The 15,352-nt window shown below is 74.0% G+C and carries 16 protein-coding genes; 9 read left to right on the top strand and 7 right to left on the bottom strand.

Going from position 1 to position 15,352, the window contains the following annotated elements; all coding sequences use genetic code 11:
• The first annotated feature begins 206 nt into the window (after positions 1-206).
• From H508_RS0109870 to H508_RS0109860, 3 genes are read left to right on the top strand one after another with little or no spacing between them, the layout of a single operon-like run.
• A complete protein-coding gene (locus tag H508_RS0109870) occupies positions 207-1,127 on the top strand; it encodes an Lrp/AsnC family transcriptional regulator (protein WP_051223197.1) in 921 nt (306 codons plus the stop codon).
• Positions 1,128-1,174: 47 nt separating this feature from the next.
• Positions 1,175-3,088: a prolyl oligopeptidase family serine peptidase gene (locus tag H508_RS15710; protein WP_051223195.1), complete on the top strand. Its 1,914-nt coding sequence runs from the start codon at positions 1,175-1,177 to the stop codon at positions 3,086-3,088.
• A complete protein-coding gene (locus H508_RS0109860) occupies positions 3,085-3,585 on the top strand; it encodes a tetratricopeptide repeat protein (protein WP_026373934.1) in 501 nt (166 codons plus the stop codon). Before H508_RS15710 ends, H508_RS0109860 begins: the two co-directional genes overlap by 4 nt.
• Positions 3,586-3,620: 35 nt before the next feature.
• On the opposite strand, the gene H508_RS0109855 is transcribed toward H508_RS0109860, so the two are convergent.
• The 4 genes from H508_RS0109855 to H508_RS15705 form a co-directional block, all read right to left on the bottom strand.
• Positions 3,621-4,280: a methionine ABC transporter permease gene (locus tag H508_RS0109855; RefSeq protein WP_026373933.1), complete on the bottom strand. Its 660-nt coding sequence runs from the start codon at positions 4,278-4,280 to the stop codon at positions 3,621-3,623.
• On the bottom strand, positions 4,277-5,308 hold the full coding sequence (locus H508_RS0109850) for a methionine ABC transporter ATP-binding protein (protein ID WP_026373932.1): 1,032 nt from the start codon (positions 5,306-5,308) through the stop codon (positions 4,277-4,279). Before H508_RS0109850 ends, H508_RS0109855 begins: the two co-directional genes overlap by 4 nt.
• 69 nt (positions 5,309-5,377) lie before the next feature.
• Positions 5,378-6,286, bottom strand: a complete 909-nt coding sequence (locus H508_RS0109845) for a MetQ/NlpA family ABC transporter substrate-binding protein (RefSeq protein ID WP_026373931.1) — start codon at positions 6,284-6,286, stop codon at positions 5,378-5,380.
• Positions 6,287-6,368: 82 nt separating this feature from the next.
• Positions 6,369-6,914, bottom strand: coding sequence for a prepilin peptidase (locus H508_RS15705; RefSeq protein WP_169514176.1), 546 nt, complete (start codon positions 6,912-6,914; stop codon positions 6,369-6,371).
• A gap of 176 nt (positions 6,915-7,090) precedes the next feature.
• On the opposite strand from H508_RS15705, the gene H508_RS0109835 reads away from it, so the two are divergent.
• The 4 genes from H508_RS0109835 to H508_RS0109820 are packed head-to-tail and all read left to right on the top strand — an operon-like array spanning position 7,091 to position 9,998.
• The gene (locus tag H508_RS0109835; RefSeq protein ID WP_035254707.1) at positions 7,091-7,900 is read left to right on the top strand and encodes a DUF4397 domain-containing protein; all 810 of its coding nucleotides are present in this window, start codon (positions 7,091-7,093) and stop codon (positions 7,898-7,900) included.
• Position 7,901: 1 nt separating this feature from the next.
• Complete coding sequence (locus H508_RS15700; protein WP_051223191.1) at positions 7,902-8,654, top strand: class F sortase; 753 nt, start codon at positions 7,902-7,904, stop codon at positions 8,652-8,654.
• 29 nt (positions 8,655-8,683) lie between these two features.
• Positions 8,684-9,253 carry an RNA polymerase sigma factor gene (locus H508_RS15695; RefSeq protein ID WP_051223189.1) on the top strand — a complete coding sequence of 190 codons (570 nt, stop codon included), beginning with the start codon at positions 8,684-8,686 and terminating at the stop codon, positions 9,251-9,253.
• Positions 9,237-9,998, top strand: coding sequence for an anti-sigma factor (locus tag H508_RS0109820; RefSeq protein WP_026373929.1), 762 nt, complete (start codon positions 9,237-9,239; stop codon positions 9,996-9,998). The genes H508_RS15695 and H508_RS0109820 overlap by 17 nt, the downstream gene beginning before the upstream one ends.
• A gap of 6 nt (positions 9,999-10,004) precedes the next feature.
• Here H508_RS0109820 and H508_RS0109815 read toward each other — a convergent pair whose 3' ends face one another.
• The 3 genes from H508_RS0109815 to uppS all read right to left on the bottom strand — a co-directional run bounded on the left by H508_RS0109815 (position 10,005) and on the right by uppS (position 13,437).
• Positions 10,005-11,054, bottom strand: coding sequence for a winged helix DNA-binding domain-containing protein (locus H508_RS0109815; RefSeq protein ID WP_026373928.1), 1,050 nt, complete (start codon positions 11,052-11,054; stop codon positions 10,005-10,007).
• Positions 11,055-11,133: 79 nt separating this feature from the next.
• Positions 11,134-12,468, bottom strand: coding sequence for an RNA 5'-3' helicase PhoH2 (gene phoH2 / locus H508_RS0109810; protein WP_021011027.1), 1,335 nt, complete (start codon positions 12,466-12,468; stop codon positions 11,134-11,136).
• A 192-nt stretch (positions 12,469-12,660) separates the two neighbouring features.
• Positions 12,661-13,437, bottom strand: coding sequence for a polyprenyl diphosphate synthase (gene uppS, locus H508_RS0109805; protein ID WP_026373926.1), 777 nt, complete (start codon positions 13,435-13,437; stop codon positions 12,661-12,663).
• 68 nt (positions 13,438-13,505) lie between these two features.
• On the opposite strand from uppS, the gene trhA reads away from it, so the two are divergent.
• Positions 13,506-14,267 (top strand): PAQR family membrane homeostasis protein TrhA, encoded by a 762-nt coding sequence (gene trhA / locus H508_RS0109800; RefSeq protein WP_084155271.1) that lies wholly within the window; start codon positions 13,506-13,508, stop codon positions 14,265-14,267.
• Between the two features lie 21 nt (positions 14,268-14,288).
• Entirely contained in the window at positions 14,289-15,350 is a 1,062-nt protein-coding gene (locus H508_RS0109795; RefSeq protein ID WP_026373924.1) for a trypsin-like serine peptidase, read from the top strand.
• Positions 15,351-15,352 lie beyond the last annotated feature (2 nt).

Raw genomic sequence — 15,352 nt, 5'->3', positions numbered from 1 at the left:
ACTGCGTGCGGCGATGCGATGACGATAGGCCAGCCCCGGCGATGCCGCGACCCCAGATCTGCGGCGAGGACACCGGGCAGACCGATGATGTGCGGGCGAGCGGGCGGCAGACGGCCGAGGATGCGTCACGTACGATGGCGGGCACCGGCGATCTGCGCCGCTCGCGCCGCAGATGCGCGGACTTCGCACACCGATGAGGAGCGAGCATGGCATCGGACGCCGTGAGGGACGGCAGCCGGATCGACGCGGCGCTCATGCGCGCGCTCCAGGCGGACGGCCGCACGAGCATCAGCGAGCTCGCCGCGACGGTCGGCGCGAGCCGCGACCTCGTCTCGCAGCGGCTCCAGCGGCTGCACCGCGACGGGCTGCGCGTCGTCGCGGCGCTCGACCCGGGCGTCGTCGGGCACCACGTCCTCGTGCACACGATGCTCGCGGTCGACGGGCCGGTGCGACCGGTCGCGCAGCTCGTGGCCGAGCTGCCCGACGCCGTCTTCGTCTCGATGACGAGCGGCGCGCTCCCCCTCGTGGTCGAGTCGCGCCACGGGAGCGTGACCGAGCTGCACGAGGCGCTCGACGTCATGCGCCGGCTGCCGAGCGTGCGGCGCGTGCGCGTCTCGACCTACGCCGAGGTGCTCAAGGGGTTCTTCGTCTCGAAGCGCCGCGACGAGGTCGCGCTCGACGCGCTCGATCGCGCGCTCATCGCGGAGCTGCAGCAGGACGGCCGCGCGAGCTACCGCGCGCTCGCCGACGCGGTGCACCTCTCGCCCTCGTCGGCGCGGGCGCGCGTGCACCGGCTGATCGACGCGGGCGTGCTGCGCATCTCGGCGATCCAGGCGGGCGGCCCCTCCCCCAACCGGCTCGCGATCGGCATCGGCATCACCGCGGTCGGCGACACCGCGCCCATCCGCGACTACCTGCTCGGCTCGTCGGCGATCGACTTCGCGGCGCGCTCGCACGGCGTCTTCGACTTCATCGCCACGGTCTCGGGGCCCGCGTCCGCGCCCCTGCTCGACGTGATCGAGGAGCTGCGGAGCATCGAGCAGGTGAGCGCCCTCGAGTCGTGGACGCACTACGACGTCATCAAGGAGGACTACGCCCGCACGCTCGGCCGCATCCTCGCGCGCTGACGCCGACGCGGGCCGCGAGCGACCCAGGCCCGACATAGGGTGGCCGGATGCGCTACCCCGAGGTGAGAAGAGACGGCACGGTCGAGACGATCCACGGGGAGGCGATCGCCGACCCCTACCGCTGGCTCGAGGACGGCGACTCCGCCGAGACGCGCGCGTTCATCGAGGCGCAGAACGCGTTCGCCGAGCCGATCCTCGCGGCGCTCCCCGCGCGGTCGGCGTTCCGCGAGCGCGTCGCGGCGCTGCTGACCGCACCGACGCGCGGCTGCCCGTGGGAGCGCGGCGGCCGCGTCTTCGCCTGGCACGGCGGCGAGCAGAACCAGCCCGTGCTCGTCGTCGCCGACTCGATCGACGCGCTCGAGCACGGCCGCGTGCTGCTCGACCCGAACGCGCTCTCGGCCGACGGCACGGTCGCCGTCAACGTCGCGAGCGTCTCGCCCGACGGGGCGCTGCTCGCCTACGGCGTCTCCGACGGCGGCTCCGACTGGCGCACCATCCGCGTGCGCGACGTCGCGACCGGCGACGACGACGCCGTGCTCTTCGCCCGCCCGGAGGAGCCGCGACTCTTCGCACGCCACTGGCCGCGCGACGACGAGTGGTTCGTGCTCTCGACCGACACCGGCTCGTCGAGCGGCAACGACCTCGCGGTGCGCCGCCACGACGAGGGCGCGGATGCGCTCCGACAGCTCGTCGAGGGGCACGAGCACGAGTGGAGCGCGATCGGCATCCACGGCGGCCGGCTCTACGCCGTGACCGACGAGGGCGCACCGCGCTACCGGCTCGCCGCCTTCGACCTCGCGACGGGCGAGCAGTCGACGATCGTGCCCGAGCACGACGACGACGTGCTGCTCGACGCGAGCCTCACCGAGCGCGGGCTCGTGCTCGAGTACTCGCACGACGCGAGCCACCGCATGCAGCTCGCGAGCCTCGACGGCGAGCTGGGCGACGCGGTGCCGCTCGGCGAGGGCGTCTCGATCACGGGCTCGGAGTCGTCGAGCGCCAGCGGCACGGTCTTCGCCTCCACGTCGAGCTTCGTCGATCGCGGCACGCGCCACGTGATCGTGGTCGACGGCGCCCGGCTCCTCGAGCACAGGACGCTGCCGACGCCCGGGCCGGCCGCGCCGCGCGCGGTGACCCACCGCATCCGCACCGCCTCGAGCGACGGGCAGCAGGTGCCGGCGTTCCTCGTGCGGCCCGACGGCGACGCGGGCGACGCGCCGCGGCCGACGCTCATCTGGGGCTACGGCGGCTTCAACATCCCCATGAACCCCGCCTTCCGCGCCGTGCTCGCCGCGTGGGTCGACGCGGGCGGCGTGCTCGTCGTGCCGAACCTGCGCGGCGGCGGCGAGTTCGGCTCCGAGTGGCACAAGGGCGGCACGAAGGAGCGCAAGCAGCAGGTCTTCGACGACCTCTTCGCGATCGCCGAGCACCTCATCGAGTCGGGCGTGACGACGCGCGAGCAGCTCGCGCTGCACGGCCGCTCGAACGGCGGCCTGCTCGCGGGCGCGGCGCTCACCCAGCGCCCCGACCTCTGGGCGGCGGTGCTGCCGGGCGTCGGCGTGCTCGACATGCTGCGCTACCACCGCTTCACGATCGGCTGGGCGTGGGCGAGCGACTACGGCGACCCCGACGAGGCCGAGGCGCACGCGTACCTGCGCGCCTACTCGCCGCTCCACAACGTGCGCGAGGGCATCGCCTACCCGCCGACGCTCATCACGACCGGCGACCACGACGACCGCGTCGTGCCCGCGCACTCCTTCAAGTTCGCGGCCGAGCTGCAGCGCGCGCAGGCGGCGACGGGGGCGGATGCGCCCGTGCTGCTCTCGGTCGACACGCGCGCCGGGCACGGCATGGGCAAGCCCAAGGACGCCGCGGCGCTCGAGTTCGCCGACCAGCTCGCGTTCGCGGCCCACCACACGGGGCTCGAGATCGTCGCGCTCGACGCCGAGGTCGCGGCATGACGGATGCGTCGACCGCGGCCTGGGAGGACGAGGTCGCGGCGCTGTGGGACGACGCGTCGCTCGACGACGAGGCGCGCCTCGCGCCGATGGCCGCGCTCGCCGAGCGCGCGCCGGTCGCCGCGGTCGGGCTCTTCGAGCTCGCGGGCGCGCACGACGCGGCGGGGCTCGAGGCGGAGGCCGACGTGCTCTACCGCGCGGCCGCGGACGCGGGGCTCGCCGAGGCCGATCCCGCGAGGGCCGCGCAGCTCGTCATCCAGCACGCCTCGACGCTGCGCAACCTCGCGCACGTCGACGAGGCGATCGCGATGCTCGAGGCCGCGCCGTCGCACCCCTCGACGGGGGCGGCGCGCGAGGCGTTCCTCGCGCTCGCGCTCCATGGCGCCGGCCGCCACGACGAGGCGCTGCGCATCGCGCTCGAAGCGCTCGCGCCGACGCTGCCGCTCTACCGCCGATCGGTGCTCGCCTACGCGGCCGACCTCACGCATCCGCCCGCCTGACGCGCGCGCCGCCCGCTGCTGACGCAGGGCTGCTCTCAGCGCCGCATGATGCGGCGCGCGAGCCAGTTGCCGAGCACCTGGATGAGCTGCACGACCACGACGATCACGAGCAGCGCCGACCACGTCACGAGCGGATCGAACTGGCGGTAGCCGTAGGTGATCGCGTAGTTGCCGAGCCCGTCGCCGCCGACGAGGCCCGCGACCGCCGACATGTCGACGATCGCGATGACCGCGAAGGTGTAGCCGAGCACGAGCGGCCCGAGCGCCTCGGGGAGGATGACGGTGCGGATGATGCGCCAGGGGCTCGCGCCGGTCGAGCGCGCCGCCTCGATGACGCCCGTCGGGATCGACACGAGGTTCTGCTCGACGATGCGCGCGATGCCGAAGGTCGCGGCGAGCGCGATCGCGAAGATCGCGTACTCGGTGCCGATGCCCTTGCCGACGACGAGGCGCCCGATCGGCTGCATCGCCGCGAGGAAGATGATGAAGGGGATGGGTCGGAACGTGTTCACGAGCACGTTCAGCACCCACCAGACGACGGGCTGCTGCAGGATGCCGCCGCGCCGGGTGACGTAGAGGCCCGTGCCGATCACGAGCCCGCCGAGCCCGCCGAAGATGAGCGAGACCGCCACGATCCACAGCATGATCCCGGTCTGCTCGAGCAGCGTGGGGAGGATGCTCGCGAGCTCGTTCATCGCTGCTCCTCCACCCGCACGCCGCCGCCGACCTGCTGCAGCGCCCACGCGACGGCGTCCGCGTCGCCGCGCACCGCGATCGTCAGCAGCCCGTAGACGCGGCCCTGGATGTCGTCGACCCCGCCGTGGACGAGGTTGAAGTCGACGCCGGCCTTCGCGAGTGCCGAGAACACGCGCGCCTCGGAGGCGCCCTCGTCGGTGAAGGAGATGGTGAAGAGGCGGCCCTCGTGCTTCGCGCGCAGCTGCTCGAGCTCGTCGCCGGCCGGCAGCGCGCGCACGACGGTCTGCACGAAGCGCTTCGCGACGCTCGTCGCGGGACGGGTGAAGACGTCGTAGGTCGCGCCCACCTCGACGACCCTGCCCTCCTCCATGACCGCGACCCGGTCGGCGATGCGCGTGATCACCTCCATCTCGTGCGTGATCACGACGATCGTCACGCCGAGCTCGCGGTTGACGCGCGCGAGCAGGTCGAGCACCTCGACGGTCGTCTCGGGGTCGAGCGCGCTCGTCGCCTCGTCGGCGAGCAGCACCTGCGGATTCGTCGCGAGGGCGCGCGCGATGCCGACGCGCTGCTGCTGCCCGCCCGAGAGCTGCTCGGGATAGGCGTCGGCGCGGCCGGCGAGCCCGACGAACTCGAGCAGCTCCGCGACCCGCCGCCGGCGCTCGGCGCGCGCGACGCCGATGACCTCGAGCGGGTAGCCGACGTTGCCGGCGACAGTGCGGGAGGTGAGCAGGTTGAAGCGCTGGAAGATCATGCCGATGCCGGTCTGCTGCTCGCGCAGCCGCCGGCCGCGCAGCTCGGTGATCGGCACGTCGCCGATCGTGATCCGGCCGCTCGAGACGGGCTCGAGCTGGTTGATGAGCCGCACGAGCGTCGACTTGCCGGCACCCGAGTAGCCGATGATCCCGAAGATCTCGCCCTGCTCGATGCGCAGCGAGACGTCATCGACCGCGACGATCTCGTCGCCGCCGCGCTTGGCGGACGGGAACCGCTTCGAGACCCGGTCGATCACGATGTGCTCGGCCATGCCGCTTCCTCTCGCTCGTGGTGCAGGAGCGGGGCGGGAACCGAGTCGGCCCCCACCCCGCGCCGTCGGCTATCGCTGCTCGAGCTCCGCCTGCACGGCCTCGAGCGCGGCCTGCAGGTCGGCCTTCGGCGTGACGGTGAAGATGCCCGAGCCGCCCGAGGCCTCGAGCGCACCCGCTTGCACGTCCTCGTTCGTCTGGTAGATCTCGACCAGGCGGTTCAGCACCTCGTCGTCGGCGTTCTCGGCCGTCGTGGCGAAGATGTTGATGTAGGGCGCGGCCGCGGGGTCGTTCGGGTCGTCCTGCGCGATCGCGTCCTCGGGCGCGAGGCCCGCGTCGGTGATGAAGTCGTTGTTGATGATCGCCGCGGCGACATCGGGCAGCGACGTCGCGGTGAGCGCGGCATCGACGGCGCGCACGGTCACGCGCGACTCCTCCTGGATGACGTCGGCGACGGTCGAGTAGGGGCTCCCGCCGCCCTCGAGCGCGACGAGCCCGGCCGACTGCAGCACGAGCAGCCCGCGCGCCTGGTTCGTGTCGTCGTTCGGCACGATGACCTCGGCGCCGTCGGGGATCTCGTCGGGCGACGCGTACTTGTCGGAGTAGAGCCCGATCGGGTAGATCGCGGTCGAGCCGATCGGCTGCAGGTCGTCGCCCGCCTGCACGTTGTAGTTCGCGAGGTAGATGATGTGCTGGAACTGGTTGATGTCGAGCTCGCCCTCGCTCACGGCGGGGTTCGGCTGGTTGTAGTCGGTGAAGTCGACGATGTCGAGCTCGATGCCCTCGGCCTCGACGGCCTCCTCGTAGGCGGCCCAGTAGGGCTCGGAAGCGCCGACGACGCCGAGCTGCACGGGGTTGTCGGCCGAGCCGAGGGCCGCGGCGGCGTCGCCGGCACCGGCGCTCGCGCTGCAGCCGACGAGGGCGGCGGCGAGGCCGAGCGAGCCTGCGATGGCGAACGGGCGAATGCGTCGGGTGGACATGGGCGGACTCCTTCGTGGGATGGGACTCCCCCAACGCTAGGAATCAGACAGCACCGGCCGCCAGCCGGGGCGTCACGGATCGTCACACTGCGCCGGGCGCCCCGAGGAGCACGGCCGCGAGCGCGTGGCCGGCGAGCAGCGACGGCCCGAATGCGAGCGACCGACGACCGGCGGCGAGCGCGACGACGCCGGCGAGGCCGCCCACGACGACGGATGCGGCGAGTGCGGCGAGCGGGACGGTCCACCCAAGCGTCGAGGCCGCGAGCGCGAGCGCCGCGCCGAGCTTCACGTCGCCCATCCCCATGCCGCCCGCGAGCGCCATCGCGAGCAGTACGCCCGCGCTCACGAGCGCCGCGAGCGGAGCGAGATCGCCCGCGGCGAGCCGGGCGGCCCCGGCGGTCGCCGCGACGAGCAGGAGCGGGAGCGTCACGGCGTTCGGCAGCCGGTGCTCGGCGACATCGACGCGCCACAGCAGCGGCGCGGCGAGCGCGGCAGCGGCGAGCGCCACGGCCGCGACGGCGTCGAGCCCGGCGGCGACCGCCGTCCACGCGGCCACGAGCGCGAGCGGCACGCCGAGCGCGTCGACCCTCCTGAGGCGTACGGGCGGTGCGGTGGTGGCGCTCGGCACGGGGTCACGGTAGCCGCGACCGAGCGGGGCGCGCGGGCGCTCTCCACAGCGCCGAGGCGGCGCGACACGCCCGGGATGTTCGATTTCGAAGTACCTGCAACCGAAGGCGGGGTCCGCGCCGATATGGGGGCAGAGAGGGCGCACCGAGTGCCCGAACCGAGATCAAGGAGAACACCATGAAGCGCAAGCTCGCGATCGGCGCCGGCGCCGCTCTCGCTCTCGCCACGGTCGGCGGCGCCCCGGCGTTCGCCGCGGAGGGCGACTCGACCGTGTCGGTCCTGCACGGGGTGCCCGGCCTCACGGTCGACGTCTTCATCAACGGCGACGAAGCCATCAGCGACTTCGCCCCGGGCACGCTCACCGACCCGATGATGCTGCCCGCCGGCAGCTACGACATCCAGGTCTTCGCCGACGGCGGCACGCCCGACACCGCCGAGCCCGCGATCGAGGCGATGGGCGTCGAGGTGCCCGCGAACGCCAACCTCACGCTCTACGCGCACCTGACCGAGGCCGGCGAGCCCGCGCTCGCGGCCTTCGCGAACAGCACCGAGCCCGTCGCCGCCGGCGAGGCTCGCCTCACCGTCCGCCACCTCGCCGCCGCTCCCGCGGTCGACATCCGCGCGAACGAGACGGTCGTGGCTCCTGGCCTCACGAACCCGAACGAGGCCTCGCTCGTCACGACGGCCGGCACGGTGTCGGCGGATGTCGTGCTCGCGGGCACGACGGACGTCGCGATCGGACCGGCCGAGCTCGAGCTCGCCGAGGGCGTCCACACGATCGTGACCGCGTGGGGCTCGGCCGCCGACGGCAACCTCGCGCTCGCGGTGCAGACCGTCGAGGCGCACAGCGCCCCGAGCGGCGTCCCCTCGGGCAACGGCGGCGCGGCGTCGCCCTCGGCCCTCGCGCTCCTGCTCGCCCTCGCCGGCGCGCTCGGCCTCACCACCATCGCGGTGCGGCAGCAGCAGCTCGCGAAGCAGCGCGGCTGACATGCGCACCACCGACGGGCTCCCTCCGCGCCCCCCGCGGCGGGAGCCCGCTCGGCGCGCGTGGCGGCCGGCAGCCGTGCTCGCCGCGATCGTCGCAGCAGCGGCCACCGCGATCGGCGTGTGGCTCCTGCTGCCCGACTCGCTCGAGCCGGCCTCGCCGACGGCGTCGATGACGCCGATGGCCGAGCCGACCCCCACGAGCGCGCCGAGCGCATCCACCCTTCCCGATGCGGCGTCGACCGCCGCCCCCGTGCCGACCGCGGTCGGCGCCCGCGACGCGTCGATCGGCGCCGACCAGGCCGTGGTCGACGCCCCGACCCGCGTGCAGGTGCCGTCGGTCGGCATCGACCTCGAGGTCATCCCCGTCGGGGTGCGCGAGGACGGCCAGATGGACGTGCCCGAGCTCGTGCGCGAGGTCGGCTGGTACCGCTTCGGTCCCGCGCCCGGCGCCGATCGCGGCTCGGCCGTGCTCTCGGCCCACGTCGACAGCGACCGCGGCCGCGCGCCGATGGCCGAGCTGCTGAACGCCCGCGCCGGCGAGAGCGTCGAGGTCGCGACCGCCTCGGGCGCCGACCTGCGCTTCCGCATCGTCGCCGTCGAGCGGTTCTCGAAGGACCAGCTGCCGCTCGACGCGATCTTCGCGCGCGACGGCGACCCGCTCGTGCGGCTCATCACGTGCGGCGGCGAGTGGGATGCCGCGGCCGGGGCCTACGAGGACAACATCGTCGTCACGGCAGTGCCCGATGCGCCGTGACCGAGCGCGAGGGGTGATACGTTCTGGCCGTGTCGAGCGAGGAGGCGGTGGAGGCGGAGCGCCTCTCCAGGGCCTTCGCCCAGGATCCTTCCCCCGAAGCGCTGCGCCAGGCGTACGAGCGCTGGGGCGGCATGGTCTACGCGATCGCGTGCCGCGCGATGGCGCCGCACGACGCCGAGGACGTCGTGCAGCAGACCTTCGTCTCGGTGTGGCGATCGCGCGATTCGTACGACCCGGATGCGGGACCCCTGGGGGCGTGGATCGTCGCGATCGCGCGCCGCAGGATCGCCGACCACTGGCGCTCCCGCTCCGCGAGCGAGCTCGCCGTCGACCCGGAGACGCTGCACGGGGCGCTCGAGGTCGGTGAGGGGGATCCGGTGTCGGACGCGGTCGAGGACGCCCTGACGGTGCAGGAGGAGCTCGAGCGGCTCGGCGAGCCGGCCCGCACGATCGTGCGGCTCGCTGTCGTCGAGGATCGCTCGACCGCCTGGATCGCGGAGCGCCTCGCCATGCCGGCCGGCACCGTGAAGAGCCACCTGTCGCGAGGACTGCGACGGCTGCGAGACCGATGGGAGGAGTCGCATGCAGCATCTGCCTGAGGAGTCGCTCGTCGCGCTCGCCCTCGGCGAGGCCGTCGAGGGCGGCGAGCACGCCGCCGAGTGCGCCGCGTGCAGCGCCGAGATCGCGGCGTTCCGCGCCGCGGCGCAGCGCGTCCGCGCCGCCGACGTCGTGCCGGCCGCGCCGCCCGCGGGACTGTGGGACCGCATCGCGGCGGAGCTCGACGAGCCGAGCGCGACGCCCGCCGCACCGACGGGCGCGAGCGACGCATCCGCCCTCTCCCCCGCGCGCCCCGAGGAGGCCTCGACCGGCGCTCCCGTGACCTCGATCGAGGTCGCCCGCCGGCGTCGCCGCTTCGGCGCCGGCGCGCTCGTCGCCGCCTCGCTCGCCTCGGCCGCGGCCGCCGCGAGCATCGCCGTGCTCGTCGTGACGCAGCTCGGCGGCGAGCCGCGCGCGACGAACGTCGCCGAGGCGACGCTCGACCCGCTCGCGACGACCGTCGAGGCCGCTCGCGCCGAGGTCGTCGAGCGCGACGGCCAGCGGCTGCTCGTCGTCGACGTCGACGAGCTGCCCGAGGTCGACGGCTACCTCGACGTGTGGCTGCTCGACCCCGACGCGCAGCAGATGGTGAGCCTCGGCGTCATGGACGCCTCGACGACGCAGCTCGCGCTGCCGGGCGGCCTCGACCTCGACGCGTTCCCGATCGTCGACGTGTCGGTCGAGCCGTTCGACGGCGACCCGACGCACTCGGGCGACAGCCTGTGGCGGGGAGCGCTCGAGAGCTGAGCCGCGTCAGCGGTGCGGCCAGCGCTCCAGCGCCCGCTCGATCGCCGCGCGGGTGCGGTCCGCCACCGGCTCGACGAGCTCGAGGATCGGCTCGCCCGCGCGGCCGCGCACGAGGGGGATGCGCCAGGTGCCGACCGCGACGCCGTCGACGAGCACGAGCGGGCGGAAGACGCCGTTGCCGCCCGGCACCGCGGCGCGCAGCACCGCTTCGCTCACGTCGCGCGAGCGCCCCTCGTAGCCGAGCAGCCACTCGTCGAACGCGGGCACGAGCGTGACGCCCGCGCGGCCGACGGGTTCGGCGCCGGCCTCGACGAGCAGCTCGTCCCTCCCGACGCGCACCCGCTCGAGTGCGCTCGCGCGCTCGAGCGCGGCGCGCACCGGGCGCTTCGCGACCCCGAGCCACCACGCGGCGTCGTCGGCCCGCACGGGGCCGCGGGCGATCGCGAAGCGCTCGAGCGCGGCGTCGACCGCCGCGTCGGGGTCGGCGATCTCGGGCGGCGCTCCCCCGACGAGCAGCTGCTCGTCGCCCTCGAAGGGGCCGAAGCGCACGAGCCCGTCGTAGGCGCAGAGCGCGAGCAGGTGGTAGCCGTTGCCGCCCGCCGTGCCGATGCCGGCCGCTTCCCACGCCTCGAGCATCGAGCGGCGGCGGGTGGGGCCGGCCGCGAGCTCCGCGACGAGCACCTCGGCGGCGCGCTCGGCCGTCGCCTCGTCGATGCCGCGCCGGGCGCACATGCGCCACTCCTGCCGGCGCAACCGCTCGCCCGTCGCGGCGTGCAGCACCGCGAGGTCGTCGGGCGACGCGACGAAGAGCGTGCCGCGCATCGCCCACGAGCGCACGAGGAGCCCCGCGTCGAACGCGGCGCGCACGTCGGCGAGCGTCGTGCCGGGCGCCGAGCGGATCGCGATCGCGCGCAGCACGGCCGCGAGGTCCTGCCCTTGCATCGCGACGAAGCGGCGCACGACCTCCGCGGGCGAGAGCTCCGAGCCGAGCAGGCGCTGCGACGCCAGCCGAAGGCGCCGCGCCTGCGTCGGCGTCAGCGAGCGGGGCTCGGCCATGCGCCCACGGTAGCCCTGCCCGCCCACGCGCGCCGACGCATCCGCCCCGCGCACGGACGCGCTGACGCCGCGGAGCCGCTCAGCCCTCGAGCAGGCTCGTGACGAGCGCGGCGATGCGCGAGCGCTCCGAGCGCTGCAGCGTGATGTGCCCGAAGAGGTCCTGCCCCTTGAGCGTCTCGATGACGCTCGCGATGCCGTCGTGCCGCCCGACCCGCAGGTTGTCGCGCTGCGCCACGTCGTGCGTGAGCACGACGCGCGAGTTCTGGCCGATGCGGCTGAGCACCGTGAGGAGCACGTTGCGCTCGAGCGACTGCGCCTCGTCGACGATCACGAACGCGTCGTGCAGCGAGCGGCCGCGGATGTGCGTGAGCGGGAGCACCTCGAGCATGCCGCGGTCGGCGACCTCGTCGAGCACGTTGTCGCTCACGAGCGCACCGAGCGTGTCGTAGATCGCCTGGCCCCAGGGGTTCATCTTCTCGTCCTTGTCGCCGGGCAGGTAGCCGAGCTCCTGCCCGCCGACCGCGTAGAGCGGGCGGAAGACGATGACCTTCTTGTGCAGCCGCCGCTCGAGCACCGCCTCGAGGCCCGCGGCGAGCGCGAGCGCCGACTTGCCGGTGCCGGCCGAGCCGCCGAGCGAGACGATGCCGACCTCCTCGTCGAGCAGCAGGTCGATCGCGAGGCGCTGCTCGGCCGAGCGGCCGTGCACGCCGAACACGTCGCGGTCGCCGCGCACGAGCGTCACGACGCCCGGGCGCTTGACGCGGCCGAGCGCCGAGCCGCGCTCGGACGAGATGACGAGGCACGTGTTGGCCGGCATGTCGGCGACGGCCGCCGTCTCGAGCCGCTCGTGCTCGTAGAGCCGGTTGATCTCCTCCCCCGAGAGCGCGAGCTGCTCGATGCCGGTCCAGCCCGAGTCGACCGCCTGCTCGGCGAGGTACTCCTCCGCCGAGAGGCCGATCGATGCGGCCTTCACGCGCATCGGCAGGTCCTTCGAGACGACGCACACGTCGAGCCCGTCGGCCGCGAGGTTCGAGGCGACCGCGAGGATGCGCGAGTCGTTGTCGCCGAGCTGCAGCCCGCTCGGCAGGATCTGCTGGTTGGAGTGGTTGAGCTCGACCCGCAGGCTGCCGCCGCCCTCGGTCGGCACCGGGAAGTCGAGCCGGTGGTGCTCGACGCGCAGGTCGTCGAGGTTGCGGAGCGCCTTGCGCGCGAAGTAGCCGATCTCGGGGTCGTGCCGCTTCTTCTCGAGCTCGGCGATGACGACCACCGGGATCACGACCGAGTGCTCGGCGAAGCGGTGGATGGCCCCCGGGTCGGAGAGCAGCACGCTCGTGTCGAGCACGTAGGTGCGCTGGCGCGTGTCGGTCTCGGCGATCTCGACGGCGCTTCCGGAGGTGGTGGTGCGTGCAGGCACGTGGCGCTCCCTTCCGACCGGGGTCGGATCTCACGCGGCCGTCGCCTCCCGAGGTGCTCGCTGGCGCGAAGGCCGCTCGCTCGCCGGGCGAAGGTGCCCGACACGGCTGAATGTACGCGCGCTCCCGATGCGCCGCGTCGGAAGACACACCGCCGTCACCGAGAGTTCACCTCGAGCGGAGGTTGAGGGTTCTCAGCGCCCGTAGCGCCGCTCACGCAGCCCGTAGGAGCGGATCGCCCGCAGGAAGTCGACCTCGCGCAGGTCGGGCCCGAGCGCCTCGACGAAGTAGAGCTCGCTGTGCGCGCTCTGCCACAGCATGAAGTCGCTCAGCCGCTGCTCGCCCGAGGTGCGGATGACGAGGTCGAGATCGGGCTGGCCCGCGGTCGAGAGATGGTCGGCGATGAGCTCGGGGCTCAGCCGCTCGGCGATCTCGGCCGGGCTCGCGCCGTCGGCCGTCTCGAGGATGCGCTTGACGGCCTCGACGAGCTCGTGCCGGCCGCCGTAGCCGACCGCGAGGTTCACGACGATGCCCGGCTCCCCCTCGGTGCGCTCCGCCGCCGCGGTGAGGGCGGCGCACAGCGGCTCGGGCAGTCCGCGCGGGTCGCCCACGTGCCGGATGCGTCGACCGGGCGTGTGCGAGAGGCCGTCGGCGAGCTCGGCGATGATCTCGCACAGCTCGCCGAGCTCCTCGCTCGCCCGTCCGGTGAGGTTGTCGCGCGAGAGCAGGTAGAGCGTGACGACCTCGACGCCGACCTGCGCGCACCACTCGACGAACTCGTGGAGCTTCGCCGCGCCCGCGCGGTGCCCGTGGCCGACGCTCGCGAGCTTCTGCTCGCGCGCCCAGCGCCGGTTGCCGTCGATGATCATGGCGATGTGGCGCGGCACGGGGCTCGCCTGGAGGTCGCGCCGGAGCCGCCGCTCGTAGTAGCGGTACACGAGTCGTGACCCCGGGGCGCTGCGCAGTCGCACCCGTCGAATCTATCGGGGGACACGGACGGATGCGCGCAACGGCACTGCGTACGCCGTACGCTGTAGCCATGCCCGTGACCTCCGATCCCGACGCCCACGGCGTGCGGCGCGAGCCCGATCCCGACGCCGTCGACGACGTGCCGCACCTCCCGCTCATCGAGGCGGCCGGCGACGCGATCGCCGAGGCGGACGCCGAGGCGAAGCCCTCGTGGCGCGGCTGGATCCACGCGGCGACCGCGCCGCTCGCGCTCGTCGCCGGCATCGTGCTCGTGGTCGTCGCCGAGGGCGCGACCGCGAAGCTCTCGACGACCGTCTACGCGCTCTCGAGCCTGCTGATGTTCGGCGTCTCGGCGGTCTACCACCGCTTCACGTGGCAGGAGCGCACGCGCGTGCTGCTCAAGCGCTTCGACCACGCGAACATCTTCCTGCTCATCGCCGGCAGCTACACGCCCATCGCGCTGCTGACGCTCCCGTCGCCGACCGACTGGATCCTGCTCACGGTCATCTGGAGCGGCGCGCTCCTCGGCATCGCGTTCCGCGTCTTCTGGATCGGCGCGCCGCGGTGGCTCTACGTGCCGATCTACCTCGCGCTCGGCTGGGCGGCCGTCGCCTTCCTGCCGCAGATCTGGGCGGCGAACGCCGCGACCGCGATCCTCGTGATCGCCGGCGGCCTCGCCTACACGGTCGGCGCGGTCGTCTACGGGATGAAGCGGCCGAACCCCGTGCCCCGTCACTTCGGCTTCCACGAGATCTTCCACGCGTGCACGTTCATCGCCTTCGTGTGCCACTTCACGGCGATCCTCATCGTCGCGATCGCCCCGCCCGCCTGACGCGCCGCTAGCGTGGTGCGAGTGCGCCTCCCCCGACTCGCGACGGCCGCCGTCGCGGCAGCCGCCGCCCTCACGGTGGGCGGTTGCGTGCTGCCCGCTCCGCCCGAGCGGCCCGTCGAGCGCGCCGACCCGCGCTCGCCGACCGCGCCGAGCGGGCCGGCGACGCCGGAGGCCGTGCCCGTCGAGCCCGACGCGCCCGTGCCGGCCGCCGACGGCACCGCGAACGACACGGGCGAGCTCTACGCGGGCGAGCCGGGCGAGACGAGCGACGGCTTCCTCCCCGACGCCGCGATCGACGTCGTGCTGCCGCCGACGACCGGCTCGCCCGTCGTGCGCCCCGGCATCGCGCTCCCGGTGCACGAGGACGGCGACGAGCTCCTGCCCGGCACGCGGCACGAGGGCAGCGACAACCTGCTGCTGACGACGAGCGGCCGGCTCGAGCTGTCGGCCGCCGGCGCGGAGTACACGTGCAGCGGCACCGTCATCAACAGCGCGTCGGGACTCGTCGTGCTGACCGCGGCGCACTGCATCTTCGACGACGACACGCGCGACTGGTACGAGCGGATCGCCTTCGAGCCCGCCTACGAGCGCGGCGAAGCCCCCTTCGGCACCTGGGTCGCCGAGGAGTGGTGGGTGCCCGAGCAGTACCTCGAGGCGAACGACCGCTGGCTCGACGGCGCCGATGACGACGGCTGGATGGGCTTCGACTTCGGGTTCATCCGCTTCGCGCCCCAGGGCTCCGCGACGCTCGAGGATGCCGTGGGCGGGCAGGGTGTGAGCTTCACGGCCGAGACGAACGGCGTCGTGATCGCCGGCTACCCGGGCAACGAGCCCTTCGACGGCGAGGTGCTGCGGCACTGCGCCGAGGACCGGCTCGACTACGGCGCGGGCGGCGACGCGAACTACGGGGCCGATTGCGAGATGGGCGACGGCGCCTCGGGCTCGGCGTGGGTCTCGAACGTCGACCCCGCGACCGGTGCCGGCCACATCACCGCCGTCTACTCCAACGGCGGCACGACCGGCGCCTACGGGCCCCCGCTCGGCGTCACCGCCTGGAACGGGCTGCGGTCGATCGACGACTGACG

Source organism: Agrococcus lahaulensis DSM 17612 (assembly GCF_000425105.1).
Taxonomy (GTDB): Bacteria; Actinomycetota; Actinomycetes; order Actinomycetales; family Microbacteriaceae; genus Agrococcus; species Agrococcus lahaulensis.
Note: the sequence above shows the minus strand (reverse complement) of the source record. Positions and strands in the feature narration are given on the sequence as shown.

Coding starts and splice junctions, on each gene's coding strand:
- H508_RS15700 (WP_051223191.1), top strand. CDS start 7,902: ATGCGCACCACCGACGGGCTCCCTCCGCGCCCCCCGCGGCGGGAGCCC.
- H508_RS0109820 (WP_026373929.1), top strand. CDS start 9,237: ATGCAGCATCTGCCTGAGGAGTCGCTCGTCGCGCTCGCCCTCGGCGAG.
- H508_RS0109850 (WP_026373932.1), bottom strand. CDS start 5,308: ATGGCCGAGCACATCGTGATCGACCGGGTCTCGAAGCGGTTCCCGTCC.
- H508_RS0109855 (WP_026373933.1), bottom strand. CDS start 4,280: ATGAACGAGCTCGCGAGCATCCTCCCCACGCTGCTCGAGCAGACCGGG.
- H508_RS0109835 (WP_035254707.1), top strand. CDS start 7,091: ATGAAGCGCAAGCTCGCGATCGGCGCCGGCGCCGCTCTCGCTCTCGCC.
- H508_RS0109845 (WP_026373931.1), bottom strand. CDS start 6,286: ATGTCCACCCGACGCATTCGCCCGTTCGCCATCGCAGGCTCGCTCGGC.
- H508_RS0109815 (WP_026373928.1), bottom strand. CDS start 11,054: ATGGCCGAGCCCCGCTCGCTGACGCCGACGCAGGCGCGGCGCCTTCGG.
- H508_RS15710 (WP_051223195.1), top strand. CDS start 1,175: ATGCGCTACCCCGAGGTGAGAAGAGACGGCACGGTCGAGACGATCCAC.
- H508_RS0109870 (WP_051223197.1), top strand. CDS start 207: ATGGCATCGGACGCCGTGAGGGACGGCAGCCGGATCGACGCGGCGCTC.
- H508_RS0109860 (WP_026373934.1), top strand. CDS start 3,085: ATGACGGATGCGTCGACCGCGGCCTGGGAGGACGAGGTCGCGGCGCTG.
- trhA (WP_084155271.1), top strand. CDS start 13,506: ATGCCCGTGACCTCCGATCCCGACGCCCACGGCGTGCGGCGCGAGCCC.